General features: G+C 37.4%; 11 protein-coding genes. 8 read left to right on the top strand and 3 right to left on the bottom strand.

Going from position 1 to position 16,665, the window contains the following annotated elements:
- Positions 1 to 252: 252 nt before the first annotated feature.
- The 5 genes from KYH19_RS10875 to KYH19_RS10855 all read left to right on the top strand — a co-directional run bounded on the left by KYH19_RS10875 (position 253) and on the right by KYH19_RS10855 (position 11,111).
- Entirely contained in the window at positions 253 to 1,467 is a 1,215-nt protein-coding gene (locus tag KYH19_RS10875; RefSeq protein ID WP_132396853.1) for a Pycsar system effector family protein, read from the top strand.
- A complete protein-coding gene (ppk1, locus tag KYH19_RS10870; RefSeq protein WP_165902588.1) occupies positions 1,467 to 3,506 on the top strand; it encodes a polyphosphate kinase 1 in 2,040 nt (679 codons plus the stop codon). Before KYH19_RS10875 ends, ppk1 begins: the two co-directional genes overlap by 1 nt.
- A gap of 51 nt (positions 3,507 to 3,557) precedes the next feature.
- Positions 3,558 to 4,472 carry an SdiA-regulated domain-containing protein gene (locus KYH19_RS10865; RefSeq protein WP_219078706.1) on the top strand — a complete coding sequence of 305 codons (915 nt, stop codon included), beginning with the start codon at positions 3,558 to 3,560 and terminating at the stop codon, positions 4,470 to 4,472.
- A gap of 465 nt (positions 4,473 to 4,937) precedes the next feature.
- The gene (locus tag KYH19_RS10860; RefSeq protein ID WP_219078705.1) at positions 4,938 to 8,543 is read left to right on the top strand and encodes a BamA/TamA family outer membrane protein; all 3,606 of its coding nucleotides are present in this window, start codon (positions 4,938 to 4,940) and stop codon (positions 8,541 to 8,543) included.
- Between the two features lie 243 nt (positions 8,544 to 8,786).
- Positions 8,787 to 11,111, top strand: a complete 2,325-nt coding sequence (locus KYH19_RS10855; RefSeq protein ID WP_219078704.1) for a GAF domain-containing protein — start codon at positions 8,787 to 8,789, stop codon at positions 11,109 to 11,111.
- Positions 11,112 to 11,368: 257 nt separating this feature from the next.
- Here KYH19_RS10855 and KYH19_RS10850 read toward each other — a convergent pair whose 3' ends face one another.
- Positions 11,369 to 11,971, bottom strand: a complete 603-nt coding sequence (locus KYH19_RS10850; protein ID WP_219078703.1) for a GIN domain-containing protein — start codon at positions 11,969 to 11,971, stop codon at positions 11,369 to 11,371.
- Positions 11,972 to 12,239: 268 nt separating this feature from the next.
- Between KYH19_RS10850 and KYH19_RS10845 the strand changes: the two genes are divergently transcribed.
- Positions 12,240 to 12,596 (top strand): two-component system response regulator, encoded by a 357-nt coding sequence (locus KYH19_RS10845; protein WP_132396863.1) that lies wholly within the window; start codon positions 12,240 to 12,242, stop codon positions 12,594 to 12,596.
- A 203-nt stretch (positions 12,597 to 12,799) separates the two neighbouring features.
- Positions 12,800 to 13,351 carry a hypothetical protein gene (locus tag KYH19_RS10840; protein ID WP_219078702.1) on the top strand — a complete coding sequence of 184 codons (552 nt, stop codon included), beginning with the start codon at positions 12,800 to 12,802 and terminating at the stop codon, positions 13,349 to 13,351.
- Between the two features lie 54 nt (positions 13,352 to 13,405).
- Here the strand turns inward: KYH19_RS10840 and KYH19_RS10835 are convergent, their stop codons facing one another.
- Both KYH19_RS10835 and KYH19_RS10830 read right to left on the bottom strand, forming a co-directional pair.
- Entirely contained in the window at positions 13,406 to 14,710 is a 1,305-nt protein-coding gene (locus tag KYH19_RS10835) for an AarF/ABC1/UbiB kinase family protein (RefSeq protein ID WP_132396867.1), read from the bottom strand.
- 7 nt (positions 14,711 to 14,717) lie between these two features.
- Complete coding sequence (locus KYH19_RS10830) at positions 14,718 to 15,371, bottom strand: TetR family transcriptional regulator C-terminal domain-containing protein (protein WP_132396869.1); 654 nt, start codon at positions 15,369 to 15,371, stop codon at positions 14,718 to 14,720.
- Between the two features lie 225 nt (positions 15,372 to 15,596).
- On the opposite strand from KYH19_RS10830, the gene KYH19_RS10825 reads away from it, so the two are divergent.
- Entirely contained in the window at positions 15,597 to 16,451 is an 855-nt protein-coding gene (locus KYH19_RS10825) for an HD domain-containing protein (protein WP_219078701.1), read from the top strand.
- Positions 16,452 to 16,665 lie beyond the last annotated feature (214 nt).

Raw genomic sequence — 16,665 nt, 5'->3', positions numbered from 1 at the left:
TATACCAAATTGTAATCTTTTTTTAACAAGAATAAACTTGATTTCATGAGGTTATAGTGCCAAACACTCACATTTCTAAATCTAATTGTAAAATAAAAGGGGCATTATTATTGTTGAGCGGAGATCAGTGTTGTTTTTAAAAAAATAGCGTAATTTTATCCCTATAAAAATAAACCGATTTTTCAGCTTTAAAGATTTTCAATAAAATGCATTTCCTTCATCATATCAAATTATCGCAACCCCAATAAGCTCATGAACTATAAACAATTGCAGGAAGATGTAGAAAAGCATGTTGGCGATTACTTCCATACCCATAGCGATCCACGCCTGGTTTATCATAACCTCGAACACACGGAAAAAGTAGTAAATGCTGCGCAGCAAATTGCCAATCATTACCAGTTAAACGAACAGGATTTTTTTACGGTAACCGTTGCAGCCTGGTTTCATGATACAGGATATTTTGAAGATGCATTAAACCACGAAGCAAAAGGAGCAGTGCTGGCTGATGATTTTTTGGCAAAACATAAGGTAAACCAGGAAATCCGTGATCAGGTTAAAAGTGCAATATTGGCCACTAAAATTCCTCAGAAACCTAAAAGTGAAATTGATAAAATCCTTTGCGACGCAGATTTGTTCCATTTAGGACTGGCCGATTTTCGTGCAAAAGGTAAATTAATGCATAAGGAAAATGAACTGATCTATAAAAAAGAGATCAGTAAATCTGATTGGCGCAAAAAGGATATCCAGTTTATGGAATCGCACCATTACCATACCGACTACGCCAATCTGCTGTTAAGCGATCAGAAACAGAAAAATATCGAAAAACTGAAAAGTAAACTCACTGCACAAGAAGTAATCAATACCGAACTCGAAGAACCTAAAAGCTTTGCACCCGTTATTGTTAAAGATAAAAAAAAGAAGGATAAAGACGATAGGCCAGATAAAGGGATCGAAACCATGTTTAGGATTACCTCAGCCAATAACCAACGGCTGAGTGATATGGCCGATAATAAGGCGCACATCCTCATCACCGTAAATTCGATTATGCTTTCACTAATTGTAAGTTTATTGTTAAGGCGGTTGGAAGACCATGGCAACCTGATTATCCCAACATTTATTTTGCTATTGGTAAGTTTAACCTGCGTAGTTGTTTCCATTTTATCAACCCGGCCATCTATTCCGAAAGGAGAATTTACCCAGGAAGATATGGATAAGAAAAAGGTAAACCTGTTGTTTTTTGGTAACTTTTATAAAATGAGTTTGCCAAGTTATACCGACGGGATGATTAAGGTGATGAACGATAAAGATTTTTTATATGGAACCTTAATTACCGATGTATACTCGCAGGGTGTAGTTTTAGGCAGAAAGTATAAGCTGATCCGACTGGCCTATAATATTTTCATGTTTGGTTTAATTGCAGCAGTATTTGCATTTGTAATTGCTTACGCAGCTTACGGTAAACTTTAATGGAACAGATTGTAGAAAGCTCTTTTTTTAACAGAGATTTAAGCTGGCTAAAGTTTAACGAGCGTATTTTAATGGAAGCAGAGCGCAGTACCGTTCCGCTTTTAGAACGCATTAAATTCCTGTCGATATTTTCTTCTAACCTTGATGAGTTTTATCGCGTACGCATGCCTGTATTGCTCGCCTTAGAGAAACTGAGCAATAAGGAAGATAACGATATCAGGATTGATGAAAATTTGTTGAATACAGCCAATCAGCTCATTTCCGGTCAGCAGCAGCGTTACGGTAAGGTGCTTAAATCAGAGCTTATTCCCTTGCTCAAAGAAAATAAGATAAACTTAATTTACGGAGCGCCATTCCCCGCAGAAATTGAGAAAAGCATAACCAGGTATTTTTTAAGCCAGGTAATGGCCTTTTTGCAGCCTGTTTACCTCAATGCGGATTCCGATTTTTTTCCTTCCAATAATGAGCTGTATTTTCTGATTACACTAAAAAATAAAGAAGATGCAGAAGTAATTATTTTAAATATCCCTTCCAATCAGTTACCCCGTTTTTATAAGATCGAATCAGGTGATGAAACCTTTGTGGTGTTTCTGGATGATATTGTGCGTTTTCATTTAGACCGTATTTTTCCGCAAGGTGAAGTGACCGGATGTTATAGTTTCAAAATCACCAGAGATGCTGAAATAGACCTGAAAGATGAATATTCCGGTAGTTTATCAGAGCAGCTGGAAAAACAATTGCTAAAGCGTGATTCGGGTTTGGCGACACGTTTTCTTCACCAGCCCGGCATACCGGCCAATGTATTTGAACTGCTTAAAAAACTTTTCAATTTAAAAAAAGCCAATAGGATAGAAGGCGGGCAGTACCATAACCTGAAAGATTTTATGGGTTTTCCGGTTAGTTCGTCAAAGTTATCCAACCAAAACTGGCCAAAAATCTGCAATACCGATTTAATAGATGGATCGTTAACCGAGGCTATTTACAAAAATGATATTATTGTACACACACCTTACCAGAGTTACGATAGTGTGTTGCGCTTTTTTAACGAAGCCGCTATTGATGCTGAAGTTAGGGAGATCTACGTTACGTTATATCGCGTGGCCAGCGATTCGAAAATTGTTAACGCTTTAATCAGCGCAGCAAAAAACGGCAAAAAAGTGACAGTTTTGGTTGAGCTAAAAGCCCGTTTTGATGAAGCCAATAACATCAAGTGGGCAAAAAAAATGAAAGAAGTTGGCGTTGATATTATTTACAGTGTTACTGCTTTAAAAGTTCATGCCAAGGTAGCTTTGGTGAAACGCCAGGTTGGTAACAGAATGCGTTATTCTGGTTTGTTTGCTACCGGAAATTTTAATGAAAGCACAGCTGCTTTTTATACCGATCATATTTTAATGACGGCCAATAAAGAAATGCTGCGTGAGGTAGAGCTACTGTTTATTTTTCTGGCCAAAAGGATTAAACCTACCTCTTCAGACCAGGTTAAATTTAATCACTTATTGGTGGCTCAGTTTAATTTGCAGCAGGGTTTTCTTAACCTGATCGACAGGGAAATTGAACATGCCAAGCAAGGTAAACCAGCCGGTATTACCATTAAAATGAACAACCTGGAGGAGAAGGTTTTAATCAATAAACTTTACGAGGCTTCGGCAGCGGGTGTAAAGATCGAAATGATTGTGCGGAGCATTTGCCGCCTGATTCCAGGTGTAGCGGGGATGAGCGAAAACATTAAAGTCACCCGTATTGTAGATCGTTATCTGGAACACGGACGTGTTTTTGTTTTTAACAACTTAGGTAAATATGACGTTTACCTGGGCTCTGCTGATTGGATGAACAGGAATATCTATAGAAGAATTGAAGTTTGCTTTCCGATTTATAACGAGCAGATTAAGGAGGAAATAAGAGCTATTATCGAAATCCAAAAACAAGATAACGTGCAGGCGGTTTGTATTGATGAAAACATGAATAATATTCCTGTTAAAACTGGCGGGGTTCTTGTTTCCTCCCAGCATGATATTTATGAATTATTGAAAAATAAATAAAGTGCCTTGGTCTGTGTCCTCACAGACCAAGGACATTAAATTTTTACCCTTATGAAATACAATAAAACTTTTTTGGCTTCAGGTCTTTTAGTCGCTTCAGCTTTTTTTAGCGTATCGTGTGTAAACGGTAACCGCGATGATAAACAAAATGATTCAACAAGTACAACAGCTTCAACCAGCGGGGCAGCAAAATCAGATTTACCTTATGATCTGGCCAATCCGGTAACGTACAATATGCCTCAAAATCTCTTCGAAATTTCAGGCATTGTATTTCATAATGGCGATCCAAAAGAAGTATTTGCAATACAGGATGAAGATGGAGACCTCTTTCACTTAGGTTTGGGCGATAAAGAGTCAAAATTTACGAAATTTGGTGGCAAAGGCGATTATGAAGATGTAACCATCATCAAAAATTATTTCATTGTGTTAAAAAGCAATGGCGAACTGCATACTTTTCCAATTGCTGAAGTAGGCAAGCCAGAAGCCGCCAATGTAACCAAAACCAAAGATCTTGTGCCCAAAGCAGAGTATGAAGGATTGGCGGCAGATGAAAAAAACAACATGATTTATGTGCTGACTAAAGATAGCAAACCCGATTCTAAAGCAAAAGCTTCCAGTATTTATGGTTTTAAAGTTGCTGATGATGCTTCGCTAACAGCAGCAGGAGAATTTAGCCTTTCGCATAAAGCGATCGAAAAAGCATCTGGAAGTTCAAAATCAAAGTTCCGGCCATCTGCACTGGCAAAAAATCCAAAAACCAATGAGTGGTATGTACTTTCTTCAGTAAACAAGGTACTTGTTATTACCGATGCTGATTTCAAAGTTAAAACAACACATCCCTTAGATCCGAAGTTATTTAACCAGCCAGAAGGCATTGCCTTTGATCGAGATAATAACCTTTATATCTCTAATGAGGGTGGGACCCTAGCCGCTGGTAATATTTTACTGTTTAAATTGAAAAAGTAAATTTGGTAGAGGTATCCTAACGCGATCGTATTATAAGTTGCGAGGAATCGTCATTCCCAACTTGATTGGGAATCACGGAGTGATCATAAATGCCTTTGAAACAAGGGAAACTTATGAATAATCGTAATGCAAGCGCTTTAAGATTCCCGCCTGCGCGAGATCCGATAGCTATCGTATGATGGCCGTACTGATAGATTTTGTCTATGGTAGGGGTATATATTTATAAAATCAATATAAATGACAGTAGAATTTAATGGTGGAGTTGCTACCTTTAAATAAATCTCCCCGAGGGATCGTCATTGCGAGAAGGCTTTTTCAGCCGACGAAGCAATCTTTATAGCAAGGATCACTAGCATGATAGATTGCTTCGTCGTTCCTCCTCGCAATGACGATCTTTTTTGGAACGATGCTAATGAGAAATAAAATAAATTTTAAAATAACTACCTTTATACAAACGCTTAGTCTATGATTAAAAGATTTACCCTTTTTAACATCTTATTTTTAATCAACTTCATTGCCTTTGCGCAGGATGATGTAAAATACCGTGTAATTCTTTTTGGCGACGCAGGCGAAATGAACCCTGCCCAAATGCAGGATTTAAAAAACGCTGCAAAGCAGATCCTTCCAAAAAAAACAACCGTTGTATATCTGGGCGATAATATTTACCCAACCGGAATGGGCTTGCCGGGAAGTATAGACGAAGAGGAAACCAAAAAGATTCTGCGTTCGCAGTTCGAACCGATGCGTAATATGGGCGCTGCGGTTTATTTTATTCCCGGCAACCACGATTGGGATAAATCCGGTCCTAAAGGACTTGCCAAAATAAAAGCCCAGGGCGATTACCTTAGGGAACAGAACGATCCTTTACTGAAACTGATTCCCGATAACGGTTGTCCCGATCCCGTAGCCATTAAATTAACCGATAAACTTACCATCATTGCTTACGATAGTGAATGGTGGCTGTTCCCCTACAATAAATCTAATCCTGATGGCGATTGCGACTGCCGTACCAAAGATGAGGTGCTGGTAAAAATGGAGCAGTTATTAGAAGAAAATAAGGATAAAGTAATTCTTCTGGCATCACACCATCCCTTTCAAAGTTACGGACCGCATGGTGGTTATTTTAACTTACGGAACCATCTGTTTCCGTTAACATCTTTGAACAAAAATCTATATATCCCTTTGCCTGGTTTAGGTTCTGTTTATCCTTTATTACGTTCTACCTTACTGAGCCCTGAAGATTTAAATCATCCGGCTTATAAGGATATGATTAAATCAGTAACCGGTGTATTTGGCGATTATCCGAATGTAACTTATGTGGCCGGGCATGAACATGGTTTACAGTTAATTAAAGGAAAACAATTGCAGATTATCAGTGGTTCGGGATCAAAAGTATCGCCCAATAAGGAAGGTAAAACTTCTTTGTTCCATGAAATGCAACAGGGATATGTAGTAGCCGATCAGTTAAAAAACAATGATATGCGCTACGAATATTATATTTATTCGGATACGAGCGTTAAAAAAGTTTATAGTTACGTTAAAAAGTTCGAAACCATTCCTCAAAAAACAAGAAATAGAGACAAACCAATTACTGCCGACAGTATTTTTGTACGCATTAAGCCTGAGTATGATAGCGTTGGTCGTTTTCATCGTTTTATTTTTGGCGAAAATTACCGTAAAGAATATGCTGCAAAAACGAAAGTTCCGGTACTAAGGGTTTCTCAAATGATGGGCGGCTTAAAGGCTACGCAACGTGGCGGTGGTAATCAATCACGGTCTTTGCGCTTAGAAGACAAAAACGGCAAAGAATACGTATTGCGCAGTGTTGAAAAATATCCTGAAGTACTATTACCTGCTGCATTACGGGAAACTTTCGCGAAAGATATTATAAAAGATAATATGTCAGCACAGCATCCGTTTTCGGCATTGGTAGTTCCTGAACTTGCTAAAGCTGGTGGCATTGCACATAGCAATCCGATTATTGGCTGGGTTTCTCCTGATGATAATCTGGGCGAATTTGAATCGGCATTTGCCAATACTTTGTGTTTATTCGAAGAACGGGAACCAACCGGAGAATCAGACAGTTCGCCGAAAATGGATAAAAAACTAACCGAAGATAACGACAATAAATTAGATGGACCTGCCTGGGTTAAGGCAAGGGCATTTGATGTATTATTGGGCGATTGGGACAGACACGAAGACCAGTGGCGCTGGAAAGAAACGAAGACTAAAGATGGCTCGCTTTATTCGCCGGTGCCAAGAGATCGCGATCAGGTATTTTTCAGATCTGATGGCTTTTTACAACGCTATACCCAATCTTCGTCATTATTACCGATGATGCAGGGTTACGAACGTGGTATAAAAGATATCAATTGGTTTTTATGGGAAGGAAGGGAAATCAGCAGCCGCTGGACAGCCAATATCGACGAGGAGGAATTTGATAAAATTGTAAAAGATTTCTGCGCAAATTATAACGATGCGGTTTTTGAAAAAGCATTGAAAAAACTTCCTGAACCTAGTTATTCATTACATCACGATGCCTTTTTGGCACAGATGCGTAACCGCATAGCAACGTTGCCAAAATTAATGAAGCAGTATTATCATTTCTTTAACCGCATTGTAGATATTGAAGTGACCAATAAGAATGAACTGATTCAGATTACCGATGCTGAAAAAGATGGGCTACGTGTAAAAATCAATAAAATTTCTAAAGAAGGTAATATTAAAGATGAGCTTTTCGACCGGAAATTTGATCCTAAAGTAACCAAAGAGATCAGGGTGTACATGCACAACGGTAACGATAGCCTGATCCTAAACAACAAAAATTCGAATATTAAACTGCGGATTATTGGTGGAAAGGGCACTAAAGTTTATGATTTTGCAAACAGTAACGGATCTGTTAAATTATACGGCAGAACTGATAAGGCAACTTATAATGGGGAGGATGCCAATAAGATCAGGAAAATTATCTCAAACGATACTGCCAACTTTAGCTATATCCCAAAAGATATGTACCGCCGGAATTCATGGTTATTAAATGCTGGTTATAATCAGGATGATGGGATTTTATTGGGTTTAATCTATAAACAAACCAATCCTGGTTTTAGAAAGCAACCTTATGGCAATTCGCAGACTATTTCCTTTTTGCATTCATTTTCGACTAAAGCTTTCAGGTTTAATTATAAAGGTGAGTGGTTAAAAGCTTTAGGTAAAGGCGATTTTGTTTTGAAAGCCGATGCCTTCGCACCAAACAACACACAGAATTTCTTTGGTTTTGGTAATGAAACCCATTTCGATGAACATGGCGATGATATCAGGTACTACCGCGCACGTTTTAACCTGTACCAGGTAGATGCTGCCATTCGCTGGCGCCGTCCTAAATCTACTTTTAGCGTTGGCCCGGCATTTCAGTATTACAAATATAATCAGGAAGATAACGATGGCCGCTTTATCGAAAATACTTCCCAGCTACACTCATCAGATAGTTTAACCGTACGCAACGAAAAAATGTTTGCCGGTGCATTTGTGAATTTCACCAACAATACACGTGATAATGATTTATTACCAACCTTAGGTAGCTTCGTAGATTTTAAACTATTAGGCTATAAAGGCATAAATAAATATTCTAATTCTATAGCCCAGGTTACGGGCAGCATTGCCTTATATAAAAATTTAGATGGCAGAAAAAACTTCATTTTGGCCGATCGTTTCGGTGGAGGAGTTACCATTGGTAAACCCGCATTTTACCAGGCTTTGTTTTTAGGTGGACAAGGGAATCTGTTGGGTTACCGTCAATTCAGGTTTGCCGGCGAGCATATGTTTTACAACAACCTGGAGCTCAGGGCAAAGCTTGGCGATTTGGTAAGTTACGTTTTACCCGGACAAGTTGGCTTGCTTGGTTTTTACGATGTCGGCAGGGTTTGGAAACGTGACGAAACCTCAACAATATGGCACCATGGCGTTGGGGGAGGGGTTTATTTTGCTCCGGCATCACTCACAGTTGTGCGATTTGTGATGGGACACTCCAGCGATGGCTGGTATCCGTACGTTTCACTGAATTTTAGGTACTAAATTTGTGTAACATCACTATGGATGTTTTATCTAAGTATTACGTTCAGCAGACTAACATTGTATAGGGTAGTAGCTATCTTTGCAATTGATTAGTAACACATTAGATAATTATAATTTTTACCATATAGCAGAACTTATACAATGAATACCAATGTAATACAGATACATAAAAACGAATGTATACATTGCCAGGTAGAATCATCTCTGTCTTTCCGCCCCCTTGTGGAATACCTAAAGGGAAGGTTGAAAACAGAAAAATCGGTAAAATCTGAATTTTACAGGTTTTTACTTCAAAAAATTGAAAAAGACGATGTGCTTCTTGGCAACATCAGTGCAGAAGAATTATCCAAATATAAAGATACTTTAGAATTGATTTTTACCATTCTAACACCTTTAATGGATAACGAAGACGATTTGTTTTGGGCTTTAAGTACCCCGATTCCGGATCAGATTTTTTTTAGCACCAACGCATTTTATAAATTTTTTAAGGATCACGATCCTAAAAATAAGGTAACGAAAGATAACGAGCCGGTTGAGAAAAAACAGCTTAAGTTTATCTATAACGTAATTTTAGGCCGTTTTTATAATTTTACCCCGGTACTGAAAAACGAGATCATTTATGCCCATATTAATCCCGAAACTAAGCTTACGCAATACTACAATATCCAAACGGATACCAAATTTGTAGAAATTATGCATAAGGGTGATTTGCCTGAGCTGAATTTTGAAGCGCTGGGTAAACATTTTCAGGAAGAAACAGAATTAGAATTCCTGGTAGAAAATCTGCCTTTGAAAAATTTCCATTTTGAAGGTTTTAGCATCATTTCCATTACCGATGTTACTTTACAACACTCCATTGAAGGTATTCGCAGTGCGTTGGCTGATCATAACTACCAAACCGAAGCTTATACCCATGTAATACATGCATTAAAAACGCTTAGTGGTAACAGCAAGCTTGAATTTGGCTTAATGCCTTTTTTAACGGTTAACAATAAGCTCGTATTCGATAACCAGGAGTTTTCGCAAAGCAAGCTAATCAATTCGGCAAAAGCTTCCAATTTAGAAGAAGAAGTTTTTTATTCGCTGGTTGATAAATACAAGGAAAACCCAAGGGCTATTTTCGTGGGCGCCATTAATGATGATCAGATAGAGAAAGATCCTTTTTTAAAGGTTTTAAAAGCTGCTGGTGTTTGTTCTTATTCAGTGCTGCCTATTTACTATAATAAAGAGTTGGCAGGCGTACTGGAAGTGTATTCTAACGATAAAGTAGCTGTTGATGATAAATTGTTATCTAGGTTACGTCCGGCCATGCCTTTAATCGGTCAGCTTTTCCAATACAGCATTGAAGAGTTTAATGCCAAAATGGACGAAATTTTAATGGATAAATTTACGGCCTTGCAACCTTCCGTTCAGTGGAAATTTAATGAGGCCGTTTGGCATTTCCTTCAGCAGAATAATGGTTATCATAAGTTAAAAGAAATTGAGACCGTTACCTTTAAACATTTATACCCGCTGTTTGGTGCTATTGATATCCGCAATTCCACCATCGAGCGCAACAGAGCGCTGAAAGATGATATGGGAGTACAGTTAAATACTTTAATTGATACTTTAAAACAGATCTGCAAACATGTTTCTTTAGCGCTGATTGATAAGCTGATTTTTAATTGTAAAGACTGGATTAAAAGAATTGGCGATTTTGCTTCATCAAACGAAGAAAGCCAGCTGAACGAATTTTTGGAAGTTGAGGTCTATCCTTTTTTATCTATTATTAAAGGAAACCATCCTGAAACAGCAGCCGTAATCGATAAATATTTCGAAGTAGTAGTGCCGGAAACCGGAGCCGCATTCGAAAACCGCAGGCAGCTGGAAGTTTCTATGCAGCTGATCAATACCGAAGTAAGTCAATACCTGGAAAAATCGCAATCAAAACTGCAAGCTTCTTATCCTTGCTATTTTGCAAAATTTAGAACAGATGGCGTAGAGTACGATATTTACATTGGTCAGGACATAGCTCCAGAAAAGCCATTTGATTTGCTTTACCTGAAAAATATCCGCTTGTGGCAACTTACTTCCATGGTTGATATTGCCCGTTTATCAAATAGTTTAATTGCCGAAATGCCACGCGCACTGGAAACTACGCAATTAATTTTTATCCACTCAAATGCTATTGATATTAGTTTCAGGAACGATGAACGCCGTTTTGATGTAGAAGGAGCCTACAATATCCGTTATGAGGTAGTTAAAAAACGGATTGATAAAGTGCTGATAAAAGGAACTACAGAACGTTTAACGCAGCCGCATAAAATTTCTATGGTTTACTTTAATCCTGAAGAAGCCAAAGAGTATATAGAATATATCAAATACATGCAGGTTCAAGGTTATTTAAACGACGATTTAGAGCAATTGGAATTGGATGAACTTCAGGGGGTATCAGGCTTAAAAGCTCTAAGGGTAGGTATAAAGTATCCGGAAAATAAAGTAACAACCAGAACAGATGCTGCTAAAAAGCTTAAACCTAAAGAGATTAAATCTATTGAGGAGGAAATCGAAAAGGTGCTGCAGCACTAAATTCTTTAAAAATCCGCTGGCTTAATACCGGCGGATTTTTTGTTTTTAACCCTTGTGTGATCAATAGCGTTCAATAAAAAGAGTCCTATTTTTTCTCCGCCTGAAAAAAAGCTAATTCAATACGTAACTTGTGACTGAGCAATAGCCTATGGTAATGATTGGTATGCATTCCATCATCCGTCTTACATTTTCCATCACAACAAACAAGGCCTTCCGATTTAGATCAGAAAGCCTTTTTTCATTTGTGTATGTTATCCTTAGTTAATTGCGGCGATTTCTCTTTCAACAGCATCAGTTTCTATCGAACTGATGTTGGTTTTTAAAGCAGCAAATCTATCAATGGTTAACTTTTGTGATTTACCCATTACCAATGTATGGATATCGGTAGAGCCACTTAATTTTAAATCTGCATGATCTGAAATTAAAGTATATAAACCTTCTGAGCTGGTATTGATATCTGCATGAGCATTTCCTTTTAAAAAGATTTGAAGATATTTGGTGGTTAGTTTTCCTTCGGTTTTAACAATAGCATTTCCAGATGCTTCGATCCTGTAAAAATCATTTACATAAACGATTAATTTTGTTTTTTCGGCACTGGTTGAAGTAATTTTTAAATTATACCCATCTTGCATCACTTTTGCTGTGCCTGTGTTATCTTCGCTATAAGAAATACCAGCATTACCTCGTTGGATAATGGTTACTTCTACATTCCCTGCCACTGAAATTCTTTTAAAGGCTGATATTTTTGCAATGGCATCTGGTTTTTTTTCTATAGCAGAAACGCTTGTAGTAAATACAGCAGATGATAAAACAATTGCGGTTAATGAAGTTGCGATGAGGGTTTTAATAGCGGTTTTCATAATATTTTTATTTAATAATTAAATGTTAATTAATTGTTATTTAACTGTTTAAGTCTTTTTTGTTTTTGTTTGATGATAAGACGCCGTGAAATGAAAAACGTTGCAGGCCATGTTGCATTTTTATACAATCGATAGTTAATACTCGACGAACAGGCATTAATTCAAGACGAAAGCCTGAAACTTTACCAAGCATTTGTAAAATCTTTTAAGATCCATTTTTGGATTGCTCTTTTTTTTTATCTTTAGTGAGAATTTAGTCTGTTTATTTATGAAGAAAAAGGTTGTACTTGTTCAGGATAATAAAGATATCCTTGATATAATGGACCAGGTATTAGAAGATGAGGGATTTGATGTTACCGCATCTTTAACAACCGATCCTATAGATAAAATAGATGAAATTGAGCCCGATGTGGTGATAGTTGATGATCATATCAAAGGTAAAAAGAAAGGGTCGCAGGTGATTAAAGAACTTAAATCTGATCCTGAAACGCAAGATGTACCAGCCGTGCTCACCTCAACATCTAATAACTTACCACAACAGGCAGAAGATTGCAAAGCCGACGATTATATCGAAAAACCATTTGATATTGATCACATGGTTAATGTGGTAAAAAAAAATACTTAGCGTTTATTTAATAGAATAATCGTCATTTCGACTGGAGTGCAACGGAATGGAGAAATCTACAAAAGCATTTTTACTGGATTTAATTTATTGATTTTTCGACTGTAGCGCAACGAAATTGAAAGAAAAGTTACCCCAATAATAAACCGAATGGCAGATAGATTGTTAGTGTTCATAGTGTGTTCACTAAAACAATAAATATAACTATGACCTTTTGCAAAACTGTCGTTCAATTGCTCCTGTCTTTTGGTTTAACAAATGTGGCGTTTTCCCAGGTAACGAAATCTGTGCCATCGCAACAGAATTTAACATCGAACAAACAAATGGTCGACCAGGCAATTTTAGCAATTCGACAGGATGTGCAGAAAATCAATTCAAAAAGGCTAAAAAAGGAACATTACACTTATGAATCTGCCGGTTGTACGGAGGATGGCGTAGTGGATTACTATTTTGACGAAAAAGGCATCGTTAAAATAGTAGAATCAGGTGCAATAGGAGATGGGAGCTGGGTAAATGAATACTATTACCGATCGGGTAAAGTTATTTTTTGTTTTGAGACAATTGTTGGCGGACCTGCCGTTGGCAAGGTTACCAAAACAGAATACAGGTTTTACGTTAAGGATGACAGTCCTTTAAAAACAATGGAAGAAGCGAAAACTGTAAAATCGGATTCAAAAGCGAGTGAGTCTATCGGAACTGCAAACAGAACATTTAAAGCTTATGCATCAAAAGACTTTGCCGGAGCATTATGTAATTAATTCATTCCGATAACTATCCGATCGTAGTGCCGGAACTATATTAATCTCCTGTATTTACCTTTCCAAAGTGGGTTTATAGGTATCCGTATGTACAGTAGCCTTTAACTCGTGCAAAATCTGGTACAATCCAAAGTTAGTCCGGTTAACATAAATAAAATGTTTTACGCCACGTGCCTGTTTAAATTCTGGCATCTTAGAGATCTTTTCACCGTAAGCATAAAGCTGCTCAAAAAAATCAGGTTTACTAAAATCAAAAGATTTACTGATATAAGGTTTGGCAAACAGACTGATCATTTCCTTATACGATTTATAATAAAACTCAACCTGTTCAGCAGAATCCTCTGCATGGATCATATCCAGTTTTCTAAAAGCATCGATGGTTTTATTTTTATCATTGATGACATCAGTAGAAATTAAGGAGAAAAACGGGTAATAAAAGTCGTCTGGCATTTCTTTAATACAGCCAAAATCAATTACGCCTAAATTTTCATCTGGAGTGATCATAAAATTTCCCGGATGTGGGTCTGCATGTACAGCCCTCAGCTCGTGTTGCTGAAAGTTATAGAAATCCCACAAGGCCTGACCAATTTTATTCCGAAGTTGCTGCGAGGGATTGGTCTGCAAAAATTCCTTCAAGTGCTGGCCATCAATCCAATCCATGGTAATGACACGCTTGCCAGATAATTCGGGATAATATTTCGGAAAAACCACATGATCGAGGTTTTTACAGGCTTCAGAAAATTCTATAGAACGTTTAACTTCCAGTTCATAATCAGTTTCTTCGAGAAGACGTTCTTCAACTTCTTTTATATAGATATTCAATTCCCTTTCAGACATGCCCAGTAAACGGAATGCAAAAGGTTTTACCAGTTTTAAATCAGACGAAATACTATCGCCCACGCCAGGATATTGAATTTTAATGGCTAATTTTTTGCCGTTAAGCATGGCCTGGTGTACCTGCCCGATAGAAGCTGCATTGCTGGAATTTAAGTTAAAACTATCGAAAATGTTTTCAGGTGTTTTACCGAAATTTTTGGTGAAAGTGCGCACAATTAATGGGCCTGAAAGCGGGGGAGCATTGTATTGCGACTGGCTAAACTTATCGACATAAGATTTCGGCAGGATATTTTTATCCATGCTCAGCATTTGTGCAATTTTTAAGGCGCTTCCCTTAAGTTCGCTCAGTGATTTATAAATGTCGGTAGCATTATCCTCGTTAAGCTGTTCCCGGTCCATTTCAGGGTTAAACAGTTTTTTTGAATAATGTTTAATGTAATTACCGCCGATCTGAATGCCAGTTTTAACAAATTTTGCCGAACGCTCTACCTTTGTAGTTGGAATACTTTTTTGTGTCTTCATCTAATGTTTAAAACCTCATCTTTTCTGCAAATTTTCCGTTTCTGGATAAAAATTTCCCGTATTCCAATAAATTATCAATTGGCGAATGCTGAAAAAGATCGAAAGTAACGTTGATGCCTTTTTCTATGGCTTCGTCGCTTTTTTCGAAACCCTCACTATCATCGTTGATCCAGAAATTAAGAATAAAGGCAAACTGGATCCATAAGGCATCCTTATATCTTTTGCTTAAAAAGCGGCGCTCAGCAAGTTCTCCACTATCTAAACCCTCTTCAATAATTTCCTGTGCAAAGTTCTCGAAAATAGGCTTTACACCAGCCAGTACATCAGGGGTAGAAAATTTACCCCGGTGATTTTTTAAGCTATAAATCACAAAACTGCGCTCATTCTTCAGATTTTCGAGATAACTGTAAAAGAAAGAAAGCATTTTTTCTCTGGCCGTATACTGGAGCCAAACTTCCTGCTCTTTGATTTTTGTAATGGTTTCGAAAGTAAGTTCGAACCATGTTGTTTTTTCAATGCTTTCGAAAGAAGAGAAAAACTGATAAAAATCGGCTTCGGTAATTTTAATCTTTTTTGCAAAAATGTAAACCGATTTAGGCTTTTCATTGTTCGTTAAAACATAATCTAAATACCCTTTTCTAATTTGTTCAGCAGTTGCCATATCGCTATTTTTTACAAGTATAACGTTTAATTAATCGGGTTGTTTTTACTGCTGGTTTTTTGTTGATCACGAAATTGTAATAATAGCTTTCAAAATATTTGAAAGTTGGTTTTTGACTAATTAATTTAGTTTTTAGCTTGTTTTAATGTTGATAATTTTTCGCTGTAAAGCTAATTTATTTAGTATTTTTGTTGCTGATTATTCTTTTAACTAAAGCAAGGCAATATGATTCAGGTGAACGATTTTTTGTATGGCAAAATGGAACTGCCAATGGTATTTTCTGATCTGTTAAATACTGACGCTTTAAAAAGGTTAGGTGGGGTTCATCAAAGCGGTGCTATATTTTTGGTCAATCCGGATATCTGCCATTCGCGGTTAGAGCATGCCGTTGGAGTAACCATGCTGATCAGGATGCTTGGTGGCTCGGAACTGGAGCAAATTGCAGGCTTGCTACACGATATTTCACATACTGCTTTTTCTCATGTGGGGGATTATGTTTTCGATAATCTGGACGAAGATTATCATGAAAAGGTTTTTGCCGAAGTTTTATGTAAATCAGAAGTGCCTGATGTGCTGTTGAAATATGGATATAATGTTAACCAGATTCTGTATGGCACCTTTGACATTTTAGAACAGCCCTTACCAGCACTCTGTGCTGATCGTTTGGATTATACTTTACGCGATGGTATTCATGGTGGGGTAATTTCCCGCCAGCGTGCACGCGAATTTTTGACTTCCATTGTATTGAAAGATGGAAAAATTGCGGTAAATGCAGAAACTGAAGTAGCCTGGATTAATGAAGCTTTTGAGAAGCTGAATAATGATGTGTTTAAATTGCCCCTTCATTTATATGCCAATGGCAAAATGGCCGAACTGATTAAGAAATTTTTGAATAAAGGAATATTGGTTGAAAGTGACCTGTTTAAAACAGATACCATGTTGCTGAACAAAATCAGAACATCATATGAAGGCTATGAAGCCATCAAGTCGATTAAACAGTTAAAAGGTTTTGCTGAATTTATGCGCCATGGTGCGGTACCAAACATTAAAAAAAGAACTTTAAATGCGTTGCTGGTTTAGTTTTTAGGGCCAGGCGTTAAGCGCCGGTTATTTTCTTAGTTTCGTCATACTGAACTTGTTTCAGAATCTTTCCAGTATAATTCATCAATTCAATTTGGAGTTTATGCCGGGTACTAGGAAGCCAATGACCAAATTTGCTAATGGACAATGAACAAATCAGGGAAATCGCTTTTAACTTTTCTCTGATAATTCTTCCTCTTTCTGCGCATGCCTA

The organism is Pedobacter sp. D749 (assembly GCF_019317285.1).
Lineage (GTDB): Bacteria > Bacteroidota > Bacteroidia > Sphingobacteriales > Sphingobacteriaceae > Pedobacter.
The sequence above is the reverse complement of the archived record's forward strand: the minus strand, read 5'-3'. Positions and strand labels throughout refer to the sequence as shown.

Bases quoted from the DNA above. Each gene is read 5' to 3' on its own strand.
- KYH19_RS10875 (WP_132396853.1), top strand. From the start codon at position 253: ATGAACTATAAACAATTGCAGGAAGATGTAGAAAAGCATGTTGGCGAT.
- ppk1 (WP_165902588.1), top strand. From the start codon at position 1,467: ATGGAACAGATTGTAGAAAGCTCTTTTTTTAACAGAGATTTAAGCTGG.
- KYH19_RS10865 (WP_219078706.1), top strand. From the start codon at position 3,558: ATGAAATACAATAAAACTTTTTTGGCTTCAGGTCTTTTAGTCGCTTCA.
- KYH19_RS10860 (WP_219078705.1), top strand. From the start codon at position 4,938: ATGATTAAAAGATTTACCCTTTTTAACATCTTATTTTTAATCAACTTC.
- KYH19_RS10850 (WP_219078703.1), bottom strand. From the start codon at position 11,971: ATGAAAACCGCTATTAAAACCCTCATCGCAACTTCATTAACCGCAATT.
- KYH19_RS10845 (WP_132396863.1), top strand. From the start codon at position 12,240: ATGAAGAAAAAGGTTGTACTTGTTCAGGATAATAAAGATATCCTTGAT.
- KYH19_RS10840 (WP_219078702.1), top strand. From the start codon at position 12,800: ATGACCTTTTGCAAAACTGTCGTTCAATTGCTCCTGTCTTTTGGTTTA.
- KYH19_RS10835 (WP_132396867.1), bottom strand. From the start codon at position 14,710: ATGAAGACACAAAAAAGTATTCCAACTACAAAGGTAGAGCGTTCGGCA.
- KYH19_RS10830 (WP_132396869.1), bottom strand. From the start codon at position 15,371: ATGGCAACTGCTGAACAAATTAGAAAAGGGTATTTAGATTATGTTTTA.
- KYH19_RS10825 (WP_219078701.1), top strand. From the start codon at position 15,597: ATGATTCAGGTGAACGATTTTTTGTATGGCAAAATGGAACTGCCAATG.